This window comes from Gordonia shandongensis DSM 45094 (assembly GCF_000423025.1).
In the GTDB taxonomy this organism is placed as follows: Bacteria; Actinomycetota; Actinomycetes; order Mycobacteriales; family Mycobacteriaceae; genus Gordonia; species Gordonia shandongensis.
Genome location: NZ_AUHE01000004.1, coordinates 101,716 through 126,813 on the forward strand (window position 1 = coordinate 101,716; position 25,098 = coordinate 126,813).

Below are 25,098 nucleotides of genomic sequence, written 5' to 3' on the forward strand. Positions count from 1 at the left end.
TATCTATGTAGCACTGATACGTGACGTACTGTAGCAGCGTGACAGGACTGGCAACAAGCGATACACGACGACGTCTGATCGCAGCGGCGGCTGACCTCGTCTCCGCGGCACCGGGCGAGGAGGTTTCACTGCGGGCTATCTGCGATGCCGTTGGGGTGAAACTGCCGACGCTCTACCACTTCTTCGGCTCCAAGCAGGGCCTCGTCGACGCGGTCATCGAGCATGGCTTCGACCTCTACCTCGATGAGAAGTCGGCGATGGAGTCCACCGGAGACCCGATCCAGGACATCCGCGCCGGATGGGACGCACACGTAGCCTTCGGGCTGACCAATCCGGGCTTCTACACACTCATGTACGGCAAGATCCGGCCTGGCTATTCACCTGTGGCACAGTCTCGGGCTAACGAGATCCTGCAGGCCATCACGGCGCGCGCGGCTGAGCAGGGTCGACTCGCCGTGCCATCCGAGCAGGCCGCGGCGCATGTACTGGCGACCAACATTGGCCTCACTTTGCGCCAGATCATCATGGCGACACCCGACCCGACATTGGCGGCGGCGGTCCGCGAGGGAACGATCGCGGCAATCACCGGCACCAACACACAGGCCACGAACCCCTTTGCTGTCGCTATCGAGAGAGCTGCATCCCGGCCCGAAGTCCTCGGGCAGACTCAGACGCAATTGCTCATCGAGTGGCTCACCAAACTCGCTGAACAAAACCTCTGAAGTCCGATCCGTGGCAAGTGCTCGAACAAGGAGCTGGCCGACCCACGCAGAGAGCTTGCGTCAGAGCAGAGAGCACAGTCAAAGCACCGCGAAAAGCTACCGCGAGAATCTCCATTCCACGACGTCACCGTCGACCATGACGTACTCTTTGCCCTCCATGCGGACTTTGCCGGCGGCCTTCGCCGCGTTCATCGTGCCGGCCGCGTCGAGGTCGTCGAACGAGACGATCTCGGCCTTGATGAAGCCCTTCTCGAAGTCCGTGTGGATGACGCCGGCGGCCTTGGGCGCGGTGTCGCCGCGACGAATGGTCCACGCGCGCGCCTCCTTGGGGCCCGCGGTCAGGTACGTCTGCAAACCGAGGGTGCTGAAACCGGCACGCGCGAGCTGCCGCAGACCGGCCTCGTCCTGACCGATCGACTCCAGCAACTCCTTCGCATCGTCATCGTCGAGTTCGAGCAGTTCACTCTCCACCTTCGCGTCGAGAAAGACGCAGTCGGCGGGAGCGACGGCGTCGCGCAGCTCTGCCTTGCGCGCATCATCTGTCAACACCGACTCGTCGGCGTTGAACACATAAAGGAACGGCTTGGCGGTCAGCAGATGCAGTTCACGGACGCTCGAGAGATCGAACTCGCCCTTCGCCGAGAACAACGTCCGACCGGCATCGAGAACCGCCTGCGCCCCCTTGGCCGCCTCGAGCAGAACCGCCTGCTCCTTGTTCTTCCGCGCCTCCTTCTCCAGACGCGGAATCGCCTTCTCGAGAGTCTGCATGTCCGCCAGGATCAGCTCGGTCTCGATCACCTCGATGTCCGACAACGGGTCGACGCGCCCGTCGACGTGGACGACGTCGTCGTCGGCGAAGACACGAACCACCTGGCAGATGGCGTCCGCCTCACGGATGTTCGCGAGGAACTGGTTACCCATCCCCTCGCCTTCGGAGGCGCCCTTCACGATGCCGGCGATGTCGACGAACGACACCGTCGCCGGCAGGATCCGCTCACTGCTGAAGATCTCGGCCAACCGGTCGAGACGGGCGTCAGGCAGTTCCACCACGCCGACGTTGGGCTCGATCGTCGCGAACGGATAGTTCGCGGCAAGCACATCGTTGCGGGTCAGGGCGTTGAAAAGCGTCGACTTCCCCACATTGGGCAGACCGACGATACCGAGGGTAAGACTCACGGGAGATCAGTCTATCCGCGAATCACCCGAGTCGGCCCATCAGGCACTCGCGCGCCCCTTGCGCCGCTCGCGCCGTTCGTCCCGCGCACGCCGCGCCATCTCGTCCTCCACCCTGATCTCCTCGCCCGCCGCGATCCCGATCTGCTCGAGGATGTACCGCAATGCCACCGACAGACACGAGGCGACGGGCACTGCGAGGAACGCGCCGGTGATCCCGAACAGACTGCCGCCGAGAGCCACCGACAACAGCACGATGACGGCGTGCATGTCCATGGTCTTGGCCTGCAGCCACGGCTGCAGCACGTTGCTCTCCAACTGCTGCACCACCAGGATGATCGCGAGCACGATCAACGCAACAGTGGGCCCCTGGGTCACCAACGCGATCAACACCGCGAGGGCCCCGGCGACGAACGCACCGACGATCGGCACGAATCCACCGAGGAACGTGATGACGATCAGGACCCCCGCGAGAGGGATGTCGAGAATCAGCAGTCCGATGCCGATGAATGCGGCGTCGACGAAGCTGACGATCGCCTGGGTCCGGATGAACCCGCCCAACGCATTCCACATCCGATTCAAGATCTGATTGAGGTGCGTCGCCCCCTCACGACCCATGGTCCGCTCGAGCCACGGCAGAAAACGCGGCCCGTCCTTGAGGAAGAAGAAGACCAGAATCACCGTGGTGAACAGCGTGATGATGGCCGACGTCGCGACTCCGACGCCATTGAACACACCCGTCGCGATGGTGCTCGCGCTGGCCTGCAGCTTGGTGGTGATCTCGCCCGCGATCGACGAGATCTGCTCGTCCTGAACGTTGAGCGGCGGCCCCTGCGCCCAGTCCTGCACCTGTTTGACGCCGTCGACGGCCTTATCGGCCAACTGCGGCGCTTGATCGACCACCGACGGGACGATGAGACCGATGATCCCGGCGACGACCCCGACACCGACCAGCATCATGACCAGCGACGCCGCTGCCGGCGGCACGCCCTTGCCGCGCATCCACCGGACCGGCGGCCACAGGACCGTCGACACGATGATGCCGAGGATCACCGGGAGCAGGATCACCCAGAACTTCGCCATCACCCAGAACAGCGCATAGAGGAACACCATCACGATCAGCGCCTGCAGGCACACCATCGCCGTGGACCTCAACCCGGTGAGGAACACCCGTCCCCGACTCGGGTACGGCTTGCCGGTCACCGGGTTCACCAGCGGACCGTCGGGTGAACCCTCGGCCCCGTCGTCCGTCCCGTCGCATCGGCCCCCGCCATCGTCATCGAGGCGGGAGTCGGCGACGGCGTCCTTCTCGACACTCGTCTCGGCGTGCTCGGCGAGGTCGTCCCCCGTCGGCCGCAGATCGTCGCTCTTCTCGCTCACGAGGCAATCCTCACACACCGGTCCGACATCGTCCGCCCGACGCACCGCGCGCCTGTGGACCACCGATGGAACCGAAGTCGCACGTGCTGCGTCCAAGTCAATGAGCGGCTCGTGACCGGCGTCCCGGCCGTTCACCGAATCCTGTGGCGCCGGCCGATCCGCTCAGGAGCCCGCAATGCCCGCACTCTTCGATCGACAGCCCTGCCTGCAGACGATCAGCGTCGTCACTCCGGACGGACCGTTCACCGCCCTCGCCGCCGACGACGACGTGGTCCTCGCGTCGGGGTGGACCGACGACACCGGCGTTCTCCAGGCGCTCATCCGCGGCCGGAGCGCTCCGCACGTCTCGCGCAGAGGAGAGGCGGAACGGTCGCCGAGGCCGTCGAAGCCTATTACGACGGAGCGCACGACGCGCCTGCCGCGGTCGACGTCCGTCAGTCGTCCGGCCCGTTCGTCGAGGCCGCGTGGGCGGCGTTGCGGACCGTGCCGCCGGGTGCTCCCGTCACCTACGGGCAGCTCGCCGCGCTGGCGGGCGATCCCGCTGCCGCTCGGGGTGCCGCACAGTGCTGCGTCCGCAACGTCGCCGCCTTGTTCGTCCCCTGCCACCGCGTGCATCGAGCCGACGGATCACTGGGCGGATTCCGCTACGGCCTCGACCTGAAACAACGTCTACGCGACCGCGAGGACGCCGTTTTGTCGGAGGCTCTTGTTAGTGTCGTGTCACAGCTTCAATAGCAGCGATGAGCTGCAGGAACACGCTAGGGGGTGAGGGTCGTGACGACGATCATCGCCGCGCCGACCTCACCCGACCTGGATGCCCTGCTGCCCGATGATCCGATCGCCCTGGCCGCCGTCGCGAACGCCGTCGCGGTGAAGCTGGCCGCACTACCGCTGGCCGCATCCACCGAAGGCGAATTACTGGCGGCGGCGGAGTCGTTGGAGCAGGCACGGCGCCGGTTCGACGCCGCCGATGCGGCCGTCCTGGTGGAGATCTCCGACCGAGGCGCCTACCGCACAGCCGGCTACCTGTCGTTGCACGCGTATCTCTCGGGTGGTCTGCGGGTCGGTGACGGCGCCGCCCGCCGACGCCGGGTCGCCGCCGCGGCGATCGGACGATTCACCAACATGCAAGGTCAAACCCTGTCTCCGCGGTGCCCCGCGACGGCCGACGCGGTGGGCGACGGGGCGATCGGGGTCGATCACGTCCTGGAAATCGACGCCGTCCTGACCCGCATCCCGGCCGCGGTCGACGAGACCACCCGCGAGGGTGCCGAAGCCCAACTCGCGGCCGTGGCCCGCACCCTGACTCCCGCCGGCGTCCGCACCGCCGGCATCCGCCTGCTGGCCCACCTGGATCCCGATGGGCAGCTCACCGACGACCGCGACCGCCGCCGCCTCCGCGGCCTGGCGTTGATGCCCCAAGACCGCCAGTTGATGAGCACACTGCGCACCCGGCTCACCCCGGGATTGCGCGCCGACCTCGAGATCATGCTCCAGTCCTGGGCCGCCCCGGGCATGAACAACCCCGACGACCCCGCCTCCCCGACCGGAGCGATGGAATCAGCCGACCCGGCCGTCGTGGCCGCGGCGGCCGAACGAGATGACCGCACCCCGATGCAACGCAACCACGACGCCCTCCACGCCCTCCTGATCCTCGCCCGCTCCCACAGCGGCACCCCGGCATCGGGGTCGTTGCGCTCCGAACTCGTCGTCACCATCACCGACGCCGAACTGGCCGCCCACGCCGGCATCGCCCTGACCGCCACCGGAACCCGAGTACCGATCAGCGAACTGGTCCGGCTGGCCGCCGCAGCGACCCCACACCTGGCGGTGTTCGCCCACACCACCGGCGAACCCCTCTACCTCGGACGCGGGCGCCGCCTGGCCTCCCGCGCCCAACGGTTGATGCTCTTCGCGCGGGACCGCGGCTGCACCGCCCCCGGCTGCCCGGCACCCTTCGCCCGCACCGAAGCCCACCACTTCCCGGACTGGCAAGACGGCGGCCCCACCGACATCGACCACCTCGGAGCCGCCTGCGGCAGCCACAACCGCACCGTCGGCACCGCACCCGGCCAATGGGAAACCCGCATCGCGGCCACCGGCCCCCACACCGGACGCGTCCACTGGCGACCGACCCCACCAACCACAACAGGCACCGGCGGACCCCATCGGTGGCAGCTCAACACCATCCACCACGCCGAACTCCTCCCGACCACAGACCCCGACCCACCACCGACACCACCAGCACCACCAGAACCGGACTGACACCACCCTCGATGTCAGAGGCGCCCGGCATCATGGCCGTATGACTGCAGCCGCGATCATCGGACCCATCTGCCTCGTCGTCGGCGCGCTGCTCGGCTGGCTCGCCCGCGGTGCATCGAACTCGACCGGCCACGCACCCCCGCCGGGCGCAGCTGTCGGCGCAGAAGTCGACCTCGTCGTCCGCCCGCTGCGCGACACCTTGGGACGACTCTCCGAGGAACTACGACGCAGCGAAGCCGGCCGCGCCCACGCCTACGCGGGACTCTCGGAACAGGTCCGCGGCATGCAGGCGACCTCGACCCGACTGCACCAGCAGACCGCCCGGCTGGCGGGTGCACTGCACGCGCCCCAGATCCGCGGCCGATGGGGTGAACTGCAGCTGGAGAGAGTGGTGGAACTCTCCGGCATGTCTCGCCACTGCGATTTCGCAACCCAGGTGCACGGACTCTCGGACGCCGAACGCGCCGTCCGCCCCGACCTGGTCGTCCAGCTGGCCGGCGGACGCCGCATCGTCGTCGACGCCAAAGCCCCGTTGGCCGCGTACCTCGAGGCCGCCGACGGCGGCCCGGGGGTCGGCCACGACCCCGTGGTCCGACACGCGCAGGCCGTCCGGGCGCACGTCAACACCCTGTCCGCGAAGGCGTACTGGTCGGCACAGCCGGTCTCACCGGAGTTCGTCGTCCTGTTCCTTCCCGGCGACGGCGTCCTCGAAGCCGCTCTGCGCGCCGACCCGTCACTGCTCGACTACGCCTTCTCCCGCGACGTCGTGATCGCCACCCCGAGCACGCTGATCGCCCTGCTGCGGACCGTCGCCCTCGGGTGGCGTCAATACGCGCTCGCCGAGGACGCCGAGGTGATCCACACCCTCGGCCGACAGTTGTACACACGGATCGACCAGGTGCTCGGACACCTCGAGAAGATGGGCGGATCACTGCGCCGAGCCGTCGAAACCTACAACTCCACCGTGGGAGCCATCGACGGCAGGCTGGGGGTGACTGCGCGCCGCCTGTCCGAATTGGAGGCACTCTCCGGCGCTTCCGACCCGTCCGCGCGAATCGCCGACGGCGTCCGCCCCATCGACTCGACGGTGAGATCCGCATCACCGATGCAGTAGTTTTCAGCAAACTCACGGCTTCGGATCACGGAGATCCGCGGCCGGGACGGTACCGTTTAGATGTGTTCTCGCGCCTGTTAACCGGCACCGCCGTGCCCGCCGACGAGCGGTCAGTCCTCCCCGGTCTCCGGGGAGTCCCGTGGTGGGGCGCCGTTCTCATCGCCGGTGTGATCACCGCGATCGGCGCCTACATCGATGCGGGATCGACCGCTGCGCTGGGCCGTTCGTTCAAGCTCTTCTATCTCATCGGATGCGTTCTCGCCGCCCTCCTGGTTCGCCGCCGCGCACTGTTCACCGCCGGCGCCCAACCGCCGCTGATCGCCTTCGTCATCGGAATCCTGACGCTCTACACGGCCAACCGGGAGGCCGCCGACGGCATGCGGGCGATCATCCTCAAGGTGGTCCTGCCGATCGCGACCAGCTTCCCGTGGATGGTCATCGCATTCATCATCACCCTGGCCGTGGTGGTCGCGCGGTTCTTCCTCGAACGGACCGGAGAGAACCCGCTGCTCGTCAAACTCGCCACCGCCCTGGGCCTGCAGGACGCCGCACCCGCACGCCCCGCGAAGAAAACGCAGGCCGCGCGCGCAGGCGCGGACCGGACCCGCACCCAGCGGAAGACCCCAACCCAGAAGGCTTCAGGACAGAAGGCTTCAGGACAGAAGGCTCCAGGACAGAAGGCTGCCGCGCAGAAGTCGGGTTCACCAGCTCGTTCCGGGCGCACCCCGACTCCAGCCAAGGGCGCAGCACCCGCTAAGAAAGCAGCACCGGAGCGGCGTCGAGCCGCACCGAGCCGCGTCGCGCCCCCTCGTGCCGCCGACCAGCCCCGGCCCGGCCAGCCCCGACCCGAGCAGCCCCAGTCAGGACAGCGAGGCGCCGATCAGCGTGGGACCGGGCGGCCGGCGAGTGCCGGAACGGGTCGGCGACGCGCTGCCGATCCCGCACCGGATCGCCGGCAGTCCCGCCCCCGCCGCGACGAGGGCACGCGCGCCGCACCGCGCCGGGCCGCACCGCAGACCGTTCCACCGCGCCAACCGGAGCAGGGCCGACCGACACAGGGCCGACCAGAACAGGGCCGACCGGAACAGGGCCGACCAGAACAGGGCTCGCGTCGTTCGGGGCCGCGCCGCACTGCGGGCGAGCAACTGCGCGACCGCGGCACCGTCGAGGATCTCACTGCGGGCGCAGACGACCGCTGATTCCTGCGGCGTCGAGCCAGCGCGCCAGATCGACGGCCGCGGAGTCGATCGCCGAGGGCCAGTCCATGGCCGTGTCGTCAGCGTTGTCGCTGACGACCTTCACCAGCTGGACCGGGATCTCGAACGCGGCGCACACGGCGGCGATCGCGGCGCCCTCCATGTCGACGAGATCGGCGCGGGCGGCGATCCGGTCGCGGTCTGCGCTGTCGGTGACGAAGGTGTCACCGGTGGCGAGCACGCTGCCGTCGCCTCCGGGCAGCTCCCATTCGTCGGTGATCGTGTAGCCGAAGCCGCGGAGCCGATCGGCACTGATGTCGTGCTCCAGCACCCGCGACGGGACGAACAGGCCGCTGTGGTGATCGTGCAGGGCACCGGCGGTCCCGATGTTGACCACGCGCCGGTATCGTCCGGATTCGAGGGCGCGGGTCACGGCGATGGCTGCCCGGACCTTGCCGATCCCGGTGATCAGGACATCGTGCGTGCGCTCGACGTGGGCCGCCTCGGCTTTCGTCGCCGCGACGACGAGGACGTCCCCAGCCGTCACTCGCCGGATCTCGACGGTGTCGAATCGGCGGCGTTCGACGCCGCGGCACGCTCACCGAGACCGCTGATGCGCGCGAGGTGATCGAATCGGTTGTTGGCGATCCGCATGACGACCTCGTACGGGAACGCGAACTTGCGGGCCCACCAGTAGCCGAAGCGGATGTCGAACGACGTGTAGACCATGAACTTGTTGCGGGTGACGCCGCGCAGGATCGCCGCGGCCGCCTTCTCCGGGGAGACCGCTATCTTGTGGAAGCCGTCCACCTGCTTGCGGACCACCGGGTTGTCGCGGTCCAGCCCCACGATGTCGACGGTCCCGACCAGCGGTGTGGCGACTCCGCCCGGGCAGACGAGGCTGACGCCGATGTTGTGGCGCCGCAGATCGAAACGCAGTACCTCCGAGACGCCGCGGATGCCGAATTTGCTGGCGCTGTACGCCGCGTGCCACGGCAGGGCGAGGAGTCCGGCGGCCGACGAGACGTTGACGACCTGTCCGCCGCGTCCACGGCGAACCATCTGCGGTACGAAGCATTCGATGATGTGGATCGGCCCCATCAGGTTGACGTCGACCATCGTCTTCCAGTGCCGGTGTTCGAGGTTCTCGACGGTCCCCCACGCGGATACGCCGGCGACGTTCATGACGACGTCCATGACGCCGACTTCGGCGTCGACGCCCCGGGCGAAGGCCGCGACCCACTCGTAGTCGGAGACGTCGCCGGCCCGGTGGTAGACGACGCTTCCGCGTTGGTCGAGGATCTCGGCGACGACGGCGTCGAGATCGTCGGCCCGCAGGTCGGTGAGCACGAGGTGCGCGCCGGCGCGTGCTGCGGCGATGGCCGTCGCCCGACCGATGCCGCTCGCGGCGCCGGTGATCAGGACGGTTCGGTCCCGCAGGGAGGGCACGGGTGTGGGCACCCAGAACAGGTCGCGGACGGTGCGCAGACTCGGCAGTGGCACGGAGGATGAGAGACCCATGCCACAACCCTAGCGCCCGATCGGGGCGCAACGGGTCGGCCGGAACTAAACGGGGAGTTCGCCGCCGAAGAGGGCGTAGACCACCGAGAGCATCGACCGGAGCACGTCGGACGACACGTCCTGCCCCTCGGTCATGAGGATCTTCTGCGCCTCGTCGGCACTCTTGGCCTTGGTGATCTTGTCGATCAGCGGTCCGAGACCTTCGAGCCCGGTCATGTCGACGCCCTCACTCGGCTCGGGTGCGGCGGGTTCGCTCGGGGTGGCTCCCGGTGCGGGTGCCGGGGCCGTCGGGTTCGCCGGAGCGGAGTCGCCGTCGAGGTATTTGACGATGCCGTTGGTGATGGCGGCGGCGTACTTGGTGGCGCCCTGCGGCGACGAGAGGACGGCGGCTTCGGCCGGGTCGGACAGGTTGCCCATCTCGATGAAGGCCAGGGGCACGCGGGTGAGGTTGAGTCCGGCGATGTCGGGGCGTTCGACGATGCCGTCGACGGCGCCCAGGTAGTTGGCCGGCGTGAGGCCGCCCTTCTTGAGGCTGTCGCGGATGGTGTTGGACGCCTTGCGCCCGTCGGTGCTCTGCGCTGCGTCGACGGCCTTGTCGGGGATCGGGAGCGTCGGCACGATCATGTGGAAGCCCGATTTGGCGGCGTCGGGTCCGGTGCTGGTGGAGTCGGCGTGGATGCTGACGGCGAGTTGGGCGCCGCTCGCGCTGGCGGCGGCGGCGCGCTCGTCGACGCAGCCGCCCCACCCGGTGTCGTCCTTGCGGCTCATCTTCACGACGGCGCCCTTGTCTTCGAGGGCCTTCTTGACGAGCTGGGAGACGTCCCAGTTGATCGTGTGCTCGGCTTTGCCGGTCACGGCGGTCGCACCGGTGGTCTGGCAGTCCTTCTTACCGTCCCGCCCGTCGGGCACCTGCTTGGCCAGATCGTGTCCGGCGGCCGAGCCCTGGTGGCCCGGGTCGAGGAAGACCGTCTTGCCGGTGAGGGAGCCGGCCTTGGGGGCCGCGTCGGCGGGCATCGAGACGAGGAGTCCACCGGCCAGCGCCGATGACGCCAGCAGGGACGAGGCGATCAGTACACTCCGGCGAGCGCGAGTAGCAGCCATGGGCGGGGTGGGCGCCGGCCGACCGGGTTCGGTCGGCATGCGCCGCTCTCCTTCCGAAATCTCACAACATTAGTCACACAGACAACTCTAGTAACAGTCAAGCAGTACTTGAGACCTCACGGCAAACCGGAGTCGGCCGAGAGCCGGAATCGTTAGGCGCCCGTGACCAGATGTCGGGTGAGGTGCAGGACGCCGTTCTCGTCGGCGACCCCGTCGGAGTCGACCAGCGACTCCAGCGCGACCGTCGCTCCCTCCGCGTCGAGGCCCGCCCCGATGACCACGAGCGACGTCGACGGCACCCGTCCGCGGCGGCGCGCGGCTCCGACGCGCACGAACCCGCCGACGGCCTGCACCGTGTACTCGAGATCTCGGTGATCGGGCAGGTCGATGAACACCGTGCCCTTGATCCGATAGGCGCCGACCGGCGGACGCTCCAGGAACCGCGCGAGCCGACGCGGGTCGACCGGGCTCGAGGTCTCCAACGTCGCCGACTCGAACGCGGCATGCAGGTGGTCCCCGTGCTCACCGCCATCGTTCTCACCGCCAGCCCGGTCCTCGGCGACCAGGTCGGCCAGACTCAGCTGCCGCGGCACGTCGTCGGGGTCGTCGCGCCGATCCACCGGGTCGAACAGCAGCTCGGGATCGACCGCGGCCTCCGACACCGCGACGACGGGGGCGGAGTCGTTCACCTCGCGGATCAGCGCGTGCACCCGGTCCAGCCCGCCCCCGCCGGGCCCATTCGCATCGAGCAGGTCGACCTTGTTGCACACCACGAGATCGGCGACGGCCAGATGGTCGCGCACCTGCGGGTGCTCGACGACGGTCTCCGCGAAGCCCGCGGCGTCCACCACATACACCAGGCCGCCGTAGGAGACGTCGACGCCGCGCGCCGCGAGCACCGTCCGGACGAGCGCCTTCGGCTCCGCGATGCCGCTGGCCTCGATGAGGACGGCGTCGAGCCCGGCCTTCGGGTCCGCCATCATCGCGAGGGACTCCGCGAGGTCACCGTCGTCGGTGGTGCAGCAGATGCAGCCGTTGCTCAGCGACATCGTGCCCGCCGAACGTCCCGAGACCAGCAGTGCGTCGACGTTGATCGAACCGAAGTCGTTGACGAGGACGCCGATCCGCCGGCCGCCGGCGTTCCGGAGCATGTGATTGAGGAGGGTGGTCTTCCCCGCTCCGAGGAACCCGGCGAGGACGACGACGGGAACACCTCGAGTCATGACGGGAACGCCTCGGGTGATGCCGTCTGCTCCTCGGGCGTCGCGACGGCGCAGTCGTCGCACATCACGGCCAGATCGCGGCCGTCCCCGTCGGGCAGATTCACGACGCGACTGGTCGGCGTGCCGCACACGCCGCACCGACCGATCACCGTGGATTCCGGGCTGAAGTCGATGCTCATCCTCTTGTCGAAGACATAGAGCGATCCCTCCCACAATCCGTCGTCACCGTATTCTTCGCCGTATCGGACGATTCCGCCGTCGAGTTGATACACCTCGTCGAATCCACGGGATCTCATGAGGGCGCTGAGCACCTCGCAACGAACTCCGCCGGTGCAGTAGGTGACGATCGGCTTGCCTTTGAGATGGTCGAATGCGCCGCCTGCGAGCAGTGGGACGAATTCCCGCGTGGTCGTGACGTCCGGGACGACGGCGTCGCGGAATCGGCCGATCTGCGCTTCGATGGCGTTTCGTCCGTCGAAGAAGACGACATCATCGCCCCGCTCCTCCACCAGTCGGTGCAGTTCCGCGGGCGAGAGTCTGGTTCCGCCGCCGACGACCCCGGATTCGTCGACGACGACGTCGTCGGGCACTCCGAACGTCACGATCTCCGGTCGCACTCGCACACTGAGCCGGGGGAAGTCGTCACCGCGACCGTCGGACCATTTGATGTCCGCGTCGCGAAAAGCGGGATATGTGCGAGTCGCGCGGACGTAGCGCTTCACATCGCGGATATCGCCGCCTACTGTCGCATTGATGCCGTGGGATGACACGATGATCCTGCCGCGCAGTCCCGCCGACTCGCAGACGCTCTGCTGCCAGAGTCGGATCGCCTCGGGATCGGGCAACGGCGTGAATACGTAGAACAGCACGATCTTGGGAGTCGCCACAGTGCAAGGATACGGATCGAGAGCCCGACTGGTCGTCATCGGCCTGGCGCTGGTGGCCGCGAGCACGGTGACGTCGTGCTCGTTGCTCGACGACGACGCCGAGCCCGGACGGATCGCCATCCCGGGCACCGACCCGGTGAGCACCGAATCGGCTGCATCGTCGCTCTCGGCGACGTCCGCGTCGCGCGGGCCGGACTCCACCCGGACCTCGGCGGAGTGGAGTTACGAGCGCATCATCAAGGCCGCCCCGCGGGTCAGCAATGCCGATTATCACGAAGGAGCGACGTCGGAGAGCGGTGAGCGCTCGGACGCGTCCGGATTCCACTTCTCCACCGAGGACCGCAGCATCCGCTGCTCCACCGGGAACAGCGGCGCCGAGGCTCTCGCCTGCGTGGGCGCCGCCGTCAATGCTCGAAAAAGAACTGATGACGGCGATTCGAAATGTGATTGGCAACGCGATTACGCCGTTCTCGACGCGAACGGGGCGAAAGCGGGCGCCTGCGCCAATCGGTACCCTGTCTTGTATCGGTCACGAATCGTTCCGTCGGGGGAAGCCGTCGTCGTCGATCGATTCGCCTGTTTGGCCGACAACAGTGATCTTTACTGCATCGAAACCAGCTCCGGTAAGGGATTCGCGGTCACGCGGGACGGATACCGCGAGATCAAAGCCGGCGACCGCGCCCCGCGCTCTCTTCTCGGTTTGTCCGACCAATCCACATCGTCGGACGTCTATGATTCGTCGCCGTCTGATGATTCGTCGCCGTCTTCGGTGGCGCCGACGAGTTGAATACGTGTAGTGTTGCCCGCGAAATACCACATCGGATATCGCGGTCATCGACTGTTGTCCGAAATGCTCCCGACATAGAAACGTGAGGACTCCGCGTATGGCGAAGAAGACCGTCATCCAGATCGTCGACGACATCGACGGTGCCGAATTGGACACCTACGAGACCGTCCGGTGGAGCCTCGACGGAAAGAACTACGAGTTCGACACGTCGCCGGAGCACGCCGAGGAGTTCCGCGATCACGTCGCCAAGTACGTGGCCGTCTCGCGGACCGTCGCCGGACGCGCGGGCTCGTCGCGTCGTGGCGCCGCCGGCCGTGGCGGCCCCGACACCCGCGTGGTGCGCGAGTGGGCCATCGCGAACGGCTACTCGGTGAGCGACCGCGGTCGCATTCCGGCGGACATCGTCGCCGCGTACCAGGCCGCGCACTGACCGAACGTCCCCCGAACGCCCCGACTCATCGAGTCGGGGCGTTTTCGTCCCGATGGTTTTAATTGCGGGATCTGCGCGCACGCCGATTACGCTGACGACTCATGACCGTGCTCTCCGCCGCGCATCGACGCTGGCTGCCGCTGCTGGCGGTCGCCGCGTTGGCGGCCCTCCTGGCCTCCTGCTCGTCGGACTCGTCCCCCGATGACGGCCTCTGCGCTCCCCCGGGCGTCGAGAGCGCGTCGTCGGCGCCGACGAACCTGGCGGCGGCCGCGCAGGCGCCAGACAAGTTCACCACCGACTCCACCGCGCCGCTGTCCGAGGTCGACACCTCCGATCTGGGTCTCATCACGCCCGGGACCATCACCGTGGGCACGCTCTCGGACGCGCCGCCGAGCATCTGCGTCAACTCGCGTCAGCAGTTCACCGGGATGGACAACGAGATGCTGCGCGCCATCGCCGACAAGCTCGGCCTCCGCGTGGAGTTCGTGGGCACCGAGTTCTCGGGGCTGCTCGCCCAGGTGTCGAACCACCGGTTCGACGTCGGATCGTCGTCGATCACCACCACCGACGAACGCCGACAGACCGTCGGTTTCACCAACGGCTACGACTTCGGGTACTTCTCGCTCGCCGGCCGGGCGAACGGCCCGATCAAAGGGTTCGGCGATCTGGGTCCCGGGACTCGCATCGGCGTCGTCCAGGGCACCGTCCAGGACGACTACGTGGTCAACACCCTGCACCTGACGCCGGTCAAGTTCCCGGACTACGCGACGGCGTACGCGAACCTGAAGTCCGGGCAGATCGACGCCTGGGTGGCACCGAGCCAGCAGGCCGAGGGCACCGTCCAGTCGTCCGACGGGATGACGATCCTGGAGAACACCTTCAGCATCAACAACTTCACCGCGTGGGCGGTGGCGAAGAACAACCCGAAGCTGATCGACGCCCTGAACAGCGGGCTCGACGCGATCATCGCCGACGGCACCTGGGCTCGGCTCTACAGCGACTGGGCGCCGCGTCCGCTTCCCGACGGCTGGAAGCCGGGATCGCGGTCCGCGCCGGCTCCGGAGCTCCCCGATTTCGCGGCGATCGCCGCACGGAACGGCACGTCGGACAAGCGGTCCGACGAGGCCGCCGAAGCCGAGACGAAGGGCACTCTCACCCAGCTCCGTGAGACGTTCTTCAACGGCGAGCAGTTCCGCAAGGCCCTCCCCGAACTGTTCACGACGGGCCTGCCGAACACCCTCAAGATCGCCGTCGCATCCGGGGTCCTCGGCACCGTTCTCGGCATGCTCCTGGCCGTCGGCGGGATCTCCCGATCTCGATGGCTCCGCTGGCCGGCACGCGTGTACACCGACGTCTTCCGGGGGTTGCCCGCCGTGGTCGTGATCCTCATGGTCGGCCTCGGGTTCGGCCCCGTGGTGCAGGACCTCACCGGCGGCAACCCGTTCTGGCTGGGTTCCATCGCGCTCGGTCTGCTCGCCGCGGCGTACATCGGCGAGATCTTCCGCTCGGGCATTCAGAGTGTGGAGTCCGGTCAGATGGAGGCGGCGCGCGCACTCGGCTTCTCGTATCGACGATCGATGACGCTCGTGGTGGTTCCGCAGGGCATCCGCCGGGTCCTGCCCGCCTTGATGAACCAGTTCATCGTCCTCATCAAGGACTCGTCGCTGATCTACTTCCTCGGCCTCACCCTCGCGCAGCGTGATCTGTTCGCGGTCGGCAAGGACTTCAACGCCAACGGCGGCAATCTGACACCGCTGCTGGCCGCGGGGCTGCTGTACCTGGTGATGACGGTTCCGCTGACCCATCTGGTGAACTACATCGACAGCCGACTCCGCACCGGAAAGGCGTGACCGTGACGACAACGACCCCCAGCTCCGCCGTCTCGCTGACCGGGACGGGACTGCATCTCTCGTTCGGCGCCAACCACGTTCTGCGGGGCGTCGACATCCATGTCGACGCCGGCACCACGACGACCGTCATCGGGCCGTCCGGTTCGGGGAAGTCCACGCTTCTGCGGGTGCTCAACCGGCTCCACGAACCGCAGTCCGGCGACATCCTCGTCGACGGGCGCAGCGTCTTGAACGACGACCCGGATGTTCTGCGTCGACGGATCGGCATGGTGTTCCAGCAGTTCAACCTGTTCCCGCACAAGTCGGTGGTGCAGAACGTCGCGATGGGTCCGCACAAGCTTCTGGGCCTGAGCAGCGATGAGGCTCGCGATCTCGCCCTGCGCCACCTCGACACGGTGGGGCTCAAGCACAAGGCCGACGCGCGGCCGTCGACGCTGTCGGGCGGACAGCAGCAGCGTGTCGCGATCGCGCGTGCGCTCGCGATGAGCCCGGAGATCATGTTCTTCGACGAGGCGACGAGCGCCCTGGACCCCGAGTTGGTGAAGGGCGTGCTCGCGTTGATGGCCGACCTCTCCACCGGCGGCATGACGATGATCGTCGTGACCCATGAGATGGGGTACGCCCGCGATGTGTCCGACAACGTCGTCTTCATGGACGAGGGCGCGGTGGTCGAGACCGGTGAGCCCGAGCAGATCTTCACCGACGCCCGCAGCGACCGGTTGAAGACGTTCCTGTCGCAGGTCCTCTAGCCTGTCGCAGGTCCTCTAGCCTGTCGCAGGTCCTCTAGGTCGCCGGGCCCCGGACCGCCGAGCCGAGGTGACTCCGCCTCAACCGTCGGCGAGTGCGGCGGCGAACTCCGCGGACTCGTAGAAGGGTCGCAGCCTGCGGCGCAGCGCCGGCTCGAGGAGTCCGCGCGCGTCGAGCTGCGCGATCACCGGCGGTCCGAACCGGAGGGCCTCCTCCACCAGGTCGTCGCGGGTGATCCCGAGTTCGGTCAGCAGGTCGGCGAGCGCGACGGTGCCGTAGGTGTCGAACACCTCGTCGACGCCCTCGCGCAGGAGTGCCGCGAAGTACGGGGTGTCGCGGAACGTCCGCCAGAACTCGAATGCGAGGACGACGGCGTCCTCCACGTCCCCGGCGGCGAGCATCTCGCCGACGTCGCTGACGCTCTGGTCGGCTCCGGCCAGCCACACCTCGCGGGCGGCGTCGAGCACCAGGTGATCGGCTTCGGCCCGATTGGCGTCCAACACCAGGCGGGCGCCGCGACGCGCGACCCGCTCCACCACCGAGTCGACGGTCGGTGCGATCCGAGCGGGCAGCCGCGACGAGTTCAGCGCCCGTTGGACCGCCTCGACGCACGCGTCGACGGTCGCGGGACTGTCGAGCACCCGTTGGACGAGCCGCCGGGACAGGCCGAGCTCGGCCAGTCCGACAGCCAGGTCGTCGAACCGACGCCTGTCGACGACCTCGCCCAGCTCGGTGTGATCGGCCGCCGAGTACTCGTACAGTCGGGACGCCACCCGCCCGGCCAGTTCGGGAATTCCGCCCTCCACGGGGAAGGCGACCGCGTATTTGTGGGCGACCGCCTTGATGATGTCGCGGGACACCGATTCCTCGAGCGCCAGGCGGGCCGCATCGGCGAGCGCGGCGTCGATCTCCTCCTCGGCGGTCGCCGCGAACGCACCGGGGTCGAGCAGACGGCGGCGTTCGAACTCGACGTGCGCGTCGAGGAGGCGGGCCGCCACCGCCGACACGTGCTCGCCGGTCTCGGTGAGATCGCCGGTCTCGCTGAAATCGTCGGACATGTCCTCCAGCTTAGAGCCGCCCCCAGTGCAGAGCCGCCTCCAGCTCAGAGCCGCCTCCAGCTCAGGGCCGCGTCACGGGACCACCGGACGCTCGCGGACCGCGGGGCGTGTGACGCGGGTGCCGAAGACACCCGCGCGAATCCTGACCGCCGCCGTGACGAGCGTGATGACCGCGACCGCTGCGGCGGCCACCCCGATCGCCGGTCCCGACCCGGTGACCCGATGCACGAGCGCGCCGACCACTCCGCCGACCGCGAGGGCAACCCACAGCGACAGGTGACGCAGCCACAGCCACCGCGGTCCGCCGGTGAGGGCGTCCACCAGGCGCTGCCCGGCTTTGACGAGAGTGCCGGTCATGTAGGTCAGTCCGATGCTGACCTCGCCGCCCGCGAGGAAGGTCGCGTTCATCGCCCCCATCGCGACGGGGAGGCCGACGGTCACCGCCGTCGACACCGGGCCGACGACGGCTGCGATCGCGGTCGCGGCGAGCAGCGCACCGGTGACGGTGAGGACGGTGGTGCGGCCGTCGCCGAATCGTGCGGCGACCGCGCCGGCCACGACACCTGCCAGGAACATTCCGATGAGGGTCGCCACCAGGACGGCGCCGGGCCATTGCGCGGTCCCCACCCGGGTCGCGAGATCGGTGGTGTTGCCGCTCATGAACGAGACGAAGTGACCGCGCAACTCGATGAAACCGACGGCGTCGAGGTATCCGGCGACGCCGGACAGCGCCACCGCGAGCCCCACCTCGCGCCGCTGCGCCGACCTCATCGCGGCTCCGACCGGCAGATCATGGCCGTCATTCTAGGTCGGCCCTCGTCGCGGTCCGCTCAGCCGATCGACGAGCACGCACCGCCGACGGTGCCGGCGATGCGGTTGCCCCCGCCGTCGGCCCGCCGCACATCGCAGGTGAGGTCGCCGGCGACCGTGGTCCGCGCGACGGTGGCGTGCTGGGCACCGACGATCGTCACCGAGCCGCCCACGGTGCTCCCGGTGATCACCGTCTGGCGGGCCCCGTCGACCCGGACCGAGCCGGCGACGCGCGTCCCGATGAGCTTGACGACACGCTGTGACGACAGGGTGAGGTCGCCGTCGATCCGGGTCCCCTTGAGCACGCAGATCCCCGGTCCGCGCGAGACCGAGTGCTCGGCGCAGTACTCGTCGCCCTCCGGGGCGCCGCGGACGGCCCGCCCGGTGTCGTCGGCCGACGTCGGACCGCCCGACTCCCCGCGGACCGTCTCGGTCACGGTCGTGACGGCGTTCGTCGACCCGTCTGCGACGGTCGCATCGCTGCCGCAACCGCTCAGCGCGACGGCCGCACCGGCCAGTGCTGCGGCGATCCACCAGCGGTTCCCGGTCGACGAGGGGTCGGCGGCTGACTGGGCGGCGGCTGACTGGGAGGCGGGCTGCATGACGGAACTCCTGGTGACGGCGAGGGGGACCGGGGGTGCGGGACGGTCCCGATGTGAGGACCGCGCTCAGGCTACGCGATGACGATCAGGGGTATGGACGATCAGGGGTATGAATGGGTGACGGCGCCCCGAACCCGGGGTGAGCCTCGGAGAGGAGTCGTCATCACCGTGCACACCGCCGACTTCGATGACAGGGGGCGCACCCGGCGCGCGTCCCCGGACGATCTCCGAGACGAGCCCCGCAGCCGGAGGCCGTGTTGACGGGGTCGAATACCGGTCCGGGGCCGACGCTCTGGACCGTCGGTCACTCCACCCGGTCGGCCGACGAGTTCGTCGCGCTGCTCGCTGAGCACGGCATCGAACTCGTCGAGGACGTCCGACGGCTCCCCGGATCATCACGGTTCCCGCAGTTCGACGCCGACACGCTCCGTCGGACGCTCGCGGCGGCCGACGTCGACCTGCACCGCGAGGCGGCGCTGACGGGACGTCGACCCGTGTCGAAGGACGTGCCGTTCGAGGTGAACGCGTGGTGGCGGAACCGGAGCTTCCACAACTACGCCGATCATGCGCTCTCCGCGGAGTTCCGCGAAGCGTTGGCGGCCGTGGCCGAGCGGGCGCTCCGGCAGCGGACCGCGATCATGTGCGCGGAGGCCGTGTGGTGGCGCTGTCACCGGCGGATCATCGCCGATCATCTGCTGGCGGCGGGCCACCGCGTCGTGCACGTCACCGGGCCCGGACAGTCCACCGACGCCGAACTCAGCGCCGGGGCCCGCGTCGACGACGGTGCCCTCGTCTATCCCGAAACGGTCTATCCCGAAACGGTCTATCCCGAGACGCCCTGATCGGGCTCCGGTGCTGCTCCCCGACTGCTCCGCAGGTGGCGGGCGGTGAGCCGGACGGCCGGGTCGGGGTCCGTGGACAGCCCGGCCAGGGTGCGCAGGGCCGCGGCACCGGGAAGCTCGCCCAATGCCTGCGTCACACGGCGGCGGACGCCGACCTCGGCGCCGTCGAGCGCCGCGGTGAGGCGCACGGCGACCGCATCGGGATCGTCGCGGCGGCGGGCGAGGTCGCCGAGCGCGTCGGCGGCCGCCACATCGTCGTCGCCCGCGACCACCAGTGCGACCAATCCGTCGACGACCGTCGGGTCGCCCCGGTCGGCGACCGCGAGCACCGCGTGGCGGCGGACCACCGGATCGGGGTCGTCGAGCACGGTCAGCAACGCCCGGTGCGCCGCCGGCCCCGGGAGTTCGGTGAGCGCGTGCACGGCGCGCCGGCGGCGCTTGGCCGCGGGATCGGCGAGTGCCGCGGCCAACCGGTCGACGCCGCCGACCTCTGCACCGCTGTCGGGATGTCGGGCGAGCGCCCAGCGCAGCGCACCCGCGGCATTCGGATCGGTCTCGTCGAGCAGGGCCGTCACGAGGGCGCCGGCGTCGACGGCACCGGAATCCGATGCGAGGGCCGCACGTTGCCGCCGCCCCGCGGCGGGCGACGCCAGATCCGAGAGCCGGGCGAGGACGTCGAGCACCGCGTCGCGGTCCCCCGCCCCCGAGGCCTCGACGCTGCGGAGCCGCGCCAGCAGAGCGCGTTGCGCATCGATGCGTTCCTCGGTGCGGGCGATGAGCCGGGCGATCAGCCGGTCCTCGACGAAGTCCGGATCGTCGAGGACCCGGCCCGCCTCGGCCAACGACAGCCCGAGCATCCTCAACGCCTCCACGTGGAAGACGCGGACGAGATCGTCGGACGTGTAGTCCCGGTAGCCGGCCGACGTGCGTCCCCCCGCCGTCACCAGCCCCAGGGACTCGTAGTGGCGCAGCATCCGCACGCTGACTCCCGACCGGCGGGCCACCTCTCCGATCCGCACGGCCCGATCACAGTCCGTCGACGGTGAAGCTCGACTCGGGGTCGGCCATGAGTCGCTCCGTCGCCGCGGCGTGAGCGCGGACGGCGGGGTCGGCGGAGCGGTGCGCGCCGTGCACCGCCCACTCGCCGGCCTCGTCGAGCATGACGAATGCGCGACTCAGACTGCGGTGCATGGCGAGCCCTCCTCGGCCGAACTGTGTGGCCAGTATGGCAGCGAGACGCTCGTGACGCCGTTCGGGCCACAGGGCCGCGGCGGTGCGCCACGCCGTCCTGGCGACCTCGTCGTCGGTGTCGGTCAGCAGGGCCGGGGTCACCGCGTCCGCGGTCCGCGGGTCGCCGATCTTCGACAGGGTGTGCAGTGCCTGACTGCGCGCCTGTGCGACCGGGGCGTCCAGTTCGGCACGCAGCAGCGGGACGGTCACCGCACTCGGGTGGCGCGTCAGCGCCCACGTCAGCATGTCGCGGACGTAGAAGTCCGGCTCCACCGCGCACCGCCGAACCAGGGGCCGCGGAAAGTCCTCGTCGGGTTCCGTGCCCGCGGCCAGGGCCGCGGCCAGCCTCGTCGACGGGTCGGCGGCGCCCAGCGCCCGCCGGATCTCCAGGGTCATCACCCTCACCTCCGGTCTCCACCTCAGACCCTGACACCGTGTGAGGGTCAAGCCCTGGTGGCAGGGCCTTATCCGTGGCCTCGGACACGCGTGTCGAACTGGGCGAACAGCGCTGCGATTTGATACGCGACGGGCGGCACCGCATGGTAGAGGGCATGTCTGACGACGAACAACAGCAGAACAACGAGGTGTTGGTCGACCCGATCACCAAGCAGGTGACCGAGGTCGGCTCCGGTGTCCTCCCCGTCCCCAGCCACATGCACGTCGCCGAGGACGACACCGACGAACAGATCACCGAGAAGCTCAAACGCCAGGGCGTCCGGCTCGGCAAGGGCGGCATCGCGCCGGCCGTGTTCTGGCCGGCGATCATCGCGATCGTCGCGGTGTGCATCATCTCGGTCTCGCTGCCCGATCAGACCGGCGACTTCTTCAAGTCGGTCCAGAACTGGATCGTCGCCAACCTCGGTTGGTACTACATGCTGATCATCGTGTGCTTCGTCGTCTTCGCGATCGGTCTCGGATTCTCGCGGCTCGGGTCGATCAAGCTCGGCAAGGACGGCGAGGCCCCGGAGTTCGGGCTCGTCAGCTGGTTCTGCATGCTGTTCGCGGCCGGTATGGGCATCGGCCTGGTGTTCTACGGTGTCGGCGAGCCGGTGAGCTACGCGACCATCGCCCAGAAGCCGGGATGGGACGGCACCGAGGAGGAGATCGCGGGCAAGGCGATGGCGCAGACCTTCGTCCACTGGGGTCTGCATCCCTGGGCGATCTACGCCGTCATCGGCCTGACGCTGGCGTACGCGATCCACCGTCGCGGTCGTCCCGTCTCGATCCGCTGGGGTCTCGAGCCGCTGCTCGGCGAGCGCGTCAAGGGCTGGGCCGGCGACGTCATCGACATCCTCGCGATCTTCGGCACCGTCTTCGGCATCGCCACATCGCTCGGCCTGGGCGTTCAGCAGATCGCCTCGGGTATGACGTCGATCGGCGTCATCGACGACTACGACAACACCATGCTGACGATCCTCATCGTCGTCATCACGTTCCTGGCGACGATGTCGGTGGTCAGCGGCCTCGGCACGGGCATCAAGTGGCTCTCGAACATCAACCTGTCGCTGGCCGGCCTGCTGATGATCAGCCTGCTGATCTTCGGTCCGACGCTCTTCCTGCTCCAGAACTTCGTGCAATCGCTGGGCGTCTACTTCGCCAACGTCTTCGACATGTCCCTCGACGTCGGTTCGTTCCAGGGGCAGGAGGGCCAGGACTGGCTCAGCGACTGGACCATCTTCTACTGGGGCTGGTGGATCGCATGGGCGCCGTTCGTCGGTGTCTTCATCGCCCGCATCTCGCGGGGACGCACCGTCCGCCAGTTCATCGCCGGCTGCCTGCTGGTGCCGACGCTCGTCGGATTCGTCTGGTTCTCGATCCTCGGCGGTTCGGGTCTGCACCGCCAGTTCTTCGGTGAGGGCGATCTCGTCGAGAACGGCGAGGTCTCCGCGGAGGGCTCCCTGTTCCACGTTCTGCAGGGCATGCCGATCGGCACCGTCTTCTCGGTCATCGCGATCGCGTTGGTGGCGATCTTCTTCATCACCTCGTCCGACTCCGGGTCGCTGGTCGTCGACATGCTGGCCTCGGGCGGTCACCCGAATCCCCCGGTGTGGTCGCGTGTCCTGTGGGCCGGCATGGAGGGCGTCGTCGCGATCGCCCTGCTGCTGGCGGGCGGTCTCACCTCGCTGCAGGCGGCATCGCTGGCCACGGCACTGCCGTTCAGCATCATCTTGGCGATGATGTGTGTGGCGACGGTGCGCGGTCTGCGGTACGAGCATCGCAAGCTGCAGCTCGAGATGGCCACGCAGCGCCTGGACGCCGCGACCGAGCACATCACCGGCGAGGTGTTCCACCACATCCCCGAGGAACCGTCGCTGCGCGACTACCTCGACGACCGGATCGACTACCGCATCTCCCGCACGCGCGGGCTCATCGCGCAGCGTCAGGAGCGCGGCCGACCGGCCGACCCCGACATGTGATCACCGGCGGACCGGCGACGCGCCCCGTGCCCACCGCTCCCGCAGGTCGCGTTTGAGGACCTTGCCGGTGGCGGTCCGCGGGAGCGCGTCGACGAAGTGCACCGTCCGCGGACTCTTGAAGTGCGCGATCCGCTCGCGCGTCCACGCGATGAGTTCCTCTGCCGTGGTAGATCCTGCTGTGGTGGATTCTGCTGCAGTGGATCCCGTCGGGTCCCGGCGGGCGACGACGGCGGTCACCGACTCGCCCCACCGCTCGTCGGGCACGCCGATCACCGCCACCTCGGCGACCGCCGGATGCCGGTGCATCACCTGCTCGACCTCCGAGGCGTACACGTTCTCGCCGCCGCTGACGATCATGTCCTTCTTCCGGTCCACGATGCGGAAGTACCCCTGCGGGTCGCACGTCGCGAGGTCACCGGTGTGGAACCAGCCGTCACGCAACGCCTCCGCCGTGGCGTCGGGTCGGTTCCAGTACCCGACGAACACATTGGGTCCGCGGATGACGAGTTCGCCGATCTCGCCGCGCGGCACCTCGCGGCCGGCGTCGTCGACCACCGCAAGCTCCTCGTGCAGCACGGGTTTGCCGACCGAACCGGCATGCGTGACCGTGTCCTCGATGTCGAGGACGCACGCGATGGGCGCGGTCTCGGTGAGTCCGAAGCCCTCGGCGAACCGCACGCCCCGGCGGACCAGCGACTCGATGAGGACCACGGGGCACGGCGCGCCGCCCGACAGTCCGTTGCGCAGCGAACTCATGTCGGTGCTCTCGATGCCCGGTGCCGCATCGATGGCCGCCCACATGGCCGGAACGCAGAAGGCCACGGTGACCCGGTAGCGTTCCACCGCCGAGAGCCATGCGTCCGGGGTGAACGACTCCAGGATCACCGACGTCCCGCCGATGTAGAGCAACGGCAGCGTGTAGATGCCCAGCGCACCGATGTGGAACAGCGGGGCGGCCGCCAGGCTCACGTCGAGCGGGCCGATCCCCTCGATGGCCGTCGCATTGTGGATGGCGTTCCACTGGTGGTTGCCGTGCGTGAGCATCGCGCCCTTGGGGAAGCCGGTGGTTCCCGAGGTGTACATCAGCATCGCGAGGTCGTCGGGGGCCACGTCCACCACCGGTCGTTCGGCGTTCGCACCGCTGATGAGCTCCTCGTACCGCGACGACTCGCCGGCGGCGCGCTGTGCCGCCGACGGGATCTCGATCGTCTCGGCGACGGCCGTCCCCTCGAGGGCCGCCTGGACCGTCGGCGCGGTCTGCGGTGAGACGAACACGATCGTGGCCCCGGAGTCGCCCAGGATGTAGCCGATCTCCGCGGCCTGAAGTCGGCAGTTGATCGGCACACAGACGGCACCGAGCTTCGCCGTCGCCAGGATCACCTCGAGCATCTGCGGGCTGTTGAGCGTGACGAGGGCGACGCGGTCGCCGACCCCGACTCCCCTGCCGTGCAGGACGCGGGCCAGCGCATCGGTGCGGCGGTCGAGGTCGGCGAACGTCGTGGTGGCGCCGTCGGCCGCATCGATCAGCGCCACCCGGTCGGGGTGACGTTCGCGATGGATCGTCGGCCACCCGCCGATCCCCCGGTCGGCCGGTGCGGTGCTGGTCGGTGCGGTGCTGGTCGGTGTATTCAACGTCATGGCCCGTCCCGTCGGTCTCGTGCGCGCTCACCGGATGGTGATGCCCATCACGGTAGCGATCGACGTGCGGGGTTCGAGCGTGGTCGCACGGAATCGTCGGTCGCC

24 protein-coding genes are annotated in these 25,098 nt (G+C 68.8%); 11 read left to right on the forward strand and 13 right to left on the reverse strand.

What is annotated here, in order from left to right; all coding sequences use genetic code 11:
- The first annotated feature begins 38 nt into the window (after positions 1 to 38).
- Positions 39 to 722 carry a TetR/AcrR family transcriptional regulator gene (locus tag G528_RS0107240; RefSeq protein ID WP_035719322.1) on the forward strand — a complete coding sequence of 228 codons (684 nt, stop codon included), beginning with the start codon at positions 39 to 41 and terminating at the stop codon, positions 720 to 722.
- 96 nt (positions 723 to 818) lie between these two features.
- On the opposite strand, the gene ychF is transcribed toward G528_RS0107240, so the two are convergent.
- A complete protein-coding gene (gene ychF, locus G528_RS0107245; protein ID WP_026918395.1) occupies positions 819 to 1,898 on the reverse strand; it encodes a redox-regulated ATPase YchF in 1,080 nt (359 codons plus the stop codon).
- Positions 1,899 to 1,937: 39 nt separating this feature from the next.
- The gene (locus tag G528_RS16730) at positions 1,938 to 3,254 is read right to left on the reverse strand and encodes an AI-2E family transporter (protein ID WP_035719324.1); all 1,317 of its coding nucleotides are present in this window, start codon (positions 3,252 to 3,254) and stop codon (positions 1,938 to 1,940) included.
- 306 nt (positions 3,255 to 3,560) lie between these two features.
- Between G528_RS16730 and G528_RS18195 the strand changes: the two genes are divergently transcribed.
- From G528_RS18195 to G528_RS18005, 4 genes are all read left to right on the forward strand, one after another.
- Positions 3,561 to 4,010: a methylated-DNA--[protein]-cysteine S-methyltransferase gene (locus tag G528_RS18195; protein ID WP_245569712.1), complete on the forward strand. Its 450-nt coding sequence runs from the start codon at positions 3,561 to 3,563 to the stop codon at positions 4,008 to 4,010.
- A gap of 39 nt (positions 4,011 to 4,049) precedes the next feature.
- The gene (locus tag G528_RS0107260) at positions 4,050 to 5,540 is read left to right on the forward strand and encodes an HNH endonuclease signature motif containing protein (RefSeq protein ID WP_245569713.1); all 1,491 of its coding nucleotides are present in this window, start codon (positions 4,050 to 4,052) and stop codon (positions 5,538 to 5,540) included.
- A gap of 40 nt (positions 5,541 to 5,580) precedes the next feature.
- Positions 5,581 to 6,654 (forward strand): DNA recombination protein RmuC, encoded by a 1,074-nt coding sequence (locus G528_RS0107265; protein WP_026918398.1) that lies wholly within the window; start codon positions 5,581 to 5,583, stop codon positions 6,652 to 6,654.
- Positions 6,655 to 6,716: 62 nt separating this feature from the next.
- Positions 6,717 to 7,853, forward strand: coding sequence for a DUF6542 domain-containing protein (locus G528_RS18005; protein ID WP_051198444.1), 1,137 nt, complete (start codon positions 6,717 to 6,719; stop codon positions 7,851 to 7,853).
- Here G528_RS18005 and G528_RS0107275 read toward each other — a convergent pair.
- From G528_RS0107275 to trhO, 5 genes are all read right to left on the reverse strand, one after another.
- A complete protein-coding gene (locus G528_RS0107275) occupies positions 7,828 to 8,397 on the reverse strand; it encodes a nucleosidase (protein WP_026918399.1) in 570 nt (189 codons plus the stop codon). The genes G528_RS18005 and G528_RS0107275 overlap by 26 nt on opposite strands.
- Positions 8,394 to 9,371 carry an SDR family oxidoreductase gene (locus G528_RS0107280; RefSeq protein ID WP_051198446.1) on the reverse strand — a complete coding sequence of 326 codons (978 nt, stop codon included), beginning with the start codon at positions 9,369 to 9,371 and terminating at the stop codon, positions 8,394 to 8,396. Before G528_RS0107280 ends, G528_RS0107275 begins: the two co-directional genes overlap by 4 nt.
- Before the next feature lie 45 nt (positions 9,372 to 9,416).
- Positions 9,417 to 10,511 carry an N-acetylmuramoyl-L-alanine amidase gene (locus G528_RS0107285; protein ID WP_425402218.1) on the reverse strand — a complete coding sequence of 365 codons (1,095 nt, stop codon included), beginning with the start codon at positions 10,509 to 10,511 and terminating at the stop codon, positions 9,417 to 9,419.
- 113 nt (positions 10,512 to 10,624) lie between these two features.
- Positions 10,625 to 11,695: a CobW family GTP-binding protein gene (locus tag G528_RS0107290; protein ID WP_026918402.1), complete on the reverse strand. Its 1,071-nt coding sequence runs from the start codon at positions 11,693 to 11,695 to the stop codon at positions 10,625 to 10,627.
- Positions 11,692 to 12,582, reverse strand: coding sequence for an oxygen-dependent tRNA uridine(34) hydroxylase TrhO (trhO, locus tag G528_RS0107295; protein ID WP_026918403.1), 891 nt, complete (start codon positions 12,580 to 12,582; stop codon positions 11,692 to 11,694). The genes G528_RS0107290 and trhO overlap by 4 nt, the downstream gene beginning before the upstream one ends.
- Position 12,583: 1 nt before the next feature.
- Here trhO and G528_RS0107300 point away from each other — a divergent pair, with 1 nt between their 5' ends.
- The 4 genes from G528_RS0107300 (at position 12,584) to G528_RS0107315 (ending at position 16,398) form a co-directional block, all read left to right on the forward strand.
- Positions 12,584 to 13,369 (forward strand): hypothetical protein, encoded by a 786-nt coding sequence (locus G528_RS0107300; protein ID WP_051198448.1) that lies wholly within the window; start codon positions 12,584 to 12,586, stop codon positions 13,367 to 13,369.
- 97 nt (positions 13,370 to 13,466) lie between these two features.
- Positions 13,467 to 13,799, forward strand: a complete 333-nt coding sequence (locus G528_RS0107305) for a histone-like nucleoid-structuring protein Lsr2 (protein ID WP_026918405.1) — start codon at positions 13,467 to 13,469, stop codon at positions 13,797 to 13,799.
- A 101-nt stretch (positions 13,800 to 13,900) separates the two neighbouring features.
- Positions 13,901 to 15,649: an ABC transporter substrate-binding protein/permease gene (locus tag G528_RS0107310; protein ID WP_026918406.1), complete on the forward strand. Its 1,749-nt coding sequence runs from the start codon at positions 13,901 to 13,903 to the stop codon at positions 15,647 to 15,649.
- 2 nt (positions 15,650 to 15,651) lie between these two features.
- Entirely contained in the window at positions 15,652 to 16,398 is a 747-nt protein-coding gene (locus G528_RS0107315; RefSeq protein ID WP_026918407.1) for an amino acid ABC transporter ATP-binding protein, read from the forward strand.
- A 78-nt stretch (positions 16,399 to 16,476) separates the two neighbouring features.
- Here G528_RS0107315 and G528_RS0107320 read toward each other — a convergent pair whose 3' ends face one another.
- The 3 genes from G528_RS0107320 to G528_RS0107330 all read right to left on the reverse strand — a co-directional run bounded on the left by G528_RS0107320 (position 16,477) and on the right by G528_RS0107330 (position 18,866).
- Positions 16,477 to 17,454, reverse strand: coding sequence for a hypothetical protein (locus tag G528_RS0107320; protein WP_051198450.1), 978 nt, complete (start codon positions 17,452 to 17,454; stop codon positions 16,477 to 16,479).
- A gap of 72 nt (positions 17,455 to 17,526) precedes the next feature.
- Positions 17,527 to 18,201 (reverse strand): YoaK family protein, encoded by a 675-nt coding sequence (locus tag G528_RS0107325; RefSeq protein WP_425402220.1) that lies wholly within the window; start codon positions 18,199 to 18,201, stop codon positions 17,527 to 17,529.
- A gap of 83 nt (positions 18,202 to 18,284) precedes the next feature.
- Positions 18,285 to 18,866 carry a hypothetical protein gene (locus tag G528_RS0107330; RefSeq protein ID WP_026918410.1) on the reverse strand — a complete coding sequence of 194 codons (582 nt, stop codon included), beginning with the start codon at positions 18,864 to 18,866 and terminating at the stop codon, positions 18,285 to 18,287.
- Between the two features lie 257 nt (positions 18,867 to 19,123).
- Here G528_RS0107330 and G528_RS16740 point away from each other — a divergent pair, with 257 nt between their 5' ends.
- Positions 19,124 to 19,708, forward strand: coding sequence for a DUF488 domain-containing protein (locus G528_RS16740; RefSeq protein ID WP_051198478.1), 585 nt, complete (start codon positions 19,124 to 19,126; stop codon positions 19,706 to 19,708).
- Here the strand turns inward: G528_RS16740 and G528_RS0107340 are convergent.
- Together G528_RS0107340 and G528_RS16745 are read right to left on the reverse strand one after the other, a co-directional pair.
- On the reverse strand, positions 19,690 to 20,727 hold the full coding sequence (locus G528_RS0107340; protein WP_026918411.1) for a MerR family transcriptional regulator: 1,038 nt from the start codon (positions 20,725 to 20,727) through the stop codon (positions 19,690 to 19,692). The genes G528_RS16740 and G528_RS0107340 overlap by 19 nt on opposite strands.
- A 7-nt stretch (positions 20,728 to 20,734) precedes the next feature.
- A complete protein-coding gene (locus G528_RS16745; protein WP_035719279.1) occupies positions 20,735 to 21,334 on the reverse strand; it encodes a HEAT repeat domain-containing protein in 600 nt (199 codons plus the stop codon).
- A 155-nt stretch (positions 21,335 to 21,489) separates the two neighbouring features.
- Here G528_RS16745 and G528_RS16750 point away from each other — a divergent pair, with 155 nt between their 5' ends.
- On the forward strand, positions 21,490 to 23,355 hold the full coding sequence (locus G528_RS16750) for a BCCT family transporter (RefSeq protein WP_084638094.1): 1,866 nt from the start codon (positions 21,490 to 21,492) through the stop codon (positions 23,353 to 23,355).
- Here the strand turns inward: G528_RS16750 and G528_RS0107355 are convergent, their stop codons facing one another.
- Positions 23,356 to 24,993 (reverse strand): acyl-CoA synthetase, encoded by a 1,638-nt coding sequence (locus G528_RS0107355; protein ID WP_051198451.1) that lies wholly within the window; start codon positions 24,991 to 24,993, stop codon positions 23,356 to 23,358. It lies immediately after the preceding gene.
- Positions 24,994 to 25,098 lie beyond the last annotated feature (105 nt).

Bases quoted from the DNA above. Each gene is read 5' to 3' on its own strand.
- G528_RS0107265 (WP_026918398.1), top strand. From the start codon at position 5,581: ATGACTGCAGCCGCGATCATCGGACCCATCTGCCTCGTCGTCGGCGCG.
- G528_RS0107280 (WP_051198446.1), bottom strand. From the start codon at position 9,371: ATGGGTCTCTCATCCTCCGTGCCACTGCCGAGTCTGCGCACCGTCCGC.
- G528_RS0107285 (WP_425402218.1), bottom strand. From the start codon at position 10,511: ATGCCGACCGAACCCGGTCGGCCGGCGCCCACCCCGCCCATGGCTGCT.
- G528_RS0107290 (WP_026918402.1), bottom strand. From the start codon at position 11,695: ATGACTCGAGGTGTTCCCGTCGTCGTCCTCGCCGGGTTCCTCGGAGCG.
- G528_RS0107305 (WP_026918405.1), top strand. From the start codon at position 13,467: ATGGCGAAGAAGACCGTCATCCAGATCGTCGACGACATCGACGGTGCC.
- G528_RS0107310 (WP_026918406.1), top strand. From the start codon at position 13,901: ATGACCGTGCTCTCCGCCGCGCATCGACGCTGGCTGCCGCTGCTGGCG.
- G528_RS0107320 (WP_051198450.1), bottom strand. From the start codon at position 17,454: ATGTCCGACGATTTCAGCGAGACCGGCGATCTCACCGAGACCGGCGAG.
- G528_RS0107330 (WP_026918410.1), bottom strand. From the start codon at position 18,866: ATGCAGCCCGCCTCCCAGTCAGCCGCCGCCCAGTCAGCCGCCGACCCC.
- G528_RS16745 (WP_035719279.1), bottom strand. From the start codon at position 21,334: ATGACCCTGGAGATCCGGCGGGCGCTGGGCGCCGCCGACCCGTCGACG.
- G528_RS16750 (WP_084638094.1), top strand. From the start codon at position 21,490: ATGTCTGACGACGAACAACAGCAGAACAACGAGGTGTTGGTCGACCCG.
- G528_RS0107355 (WP_051198451.1), bottom strand. From the start codon at position 24,993: ATGACGTTGAATACACCGACCAGCACCGCACCGACCAGCACCGCACCG.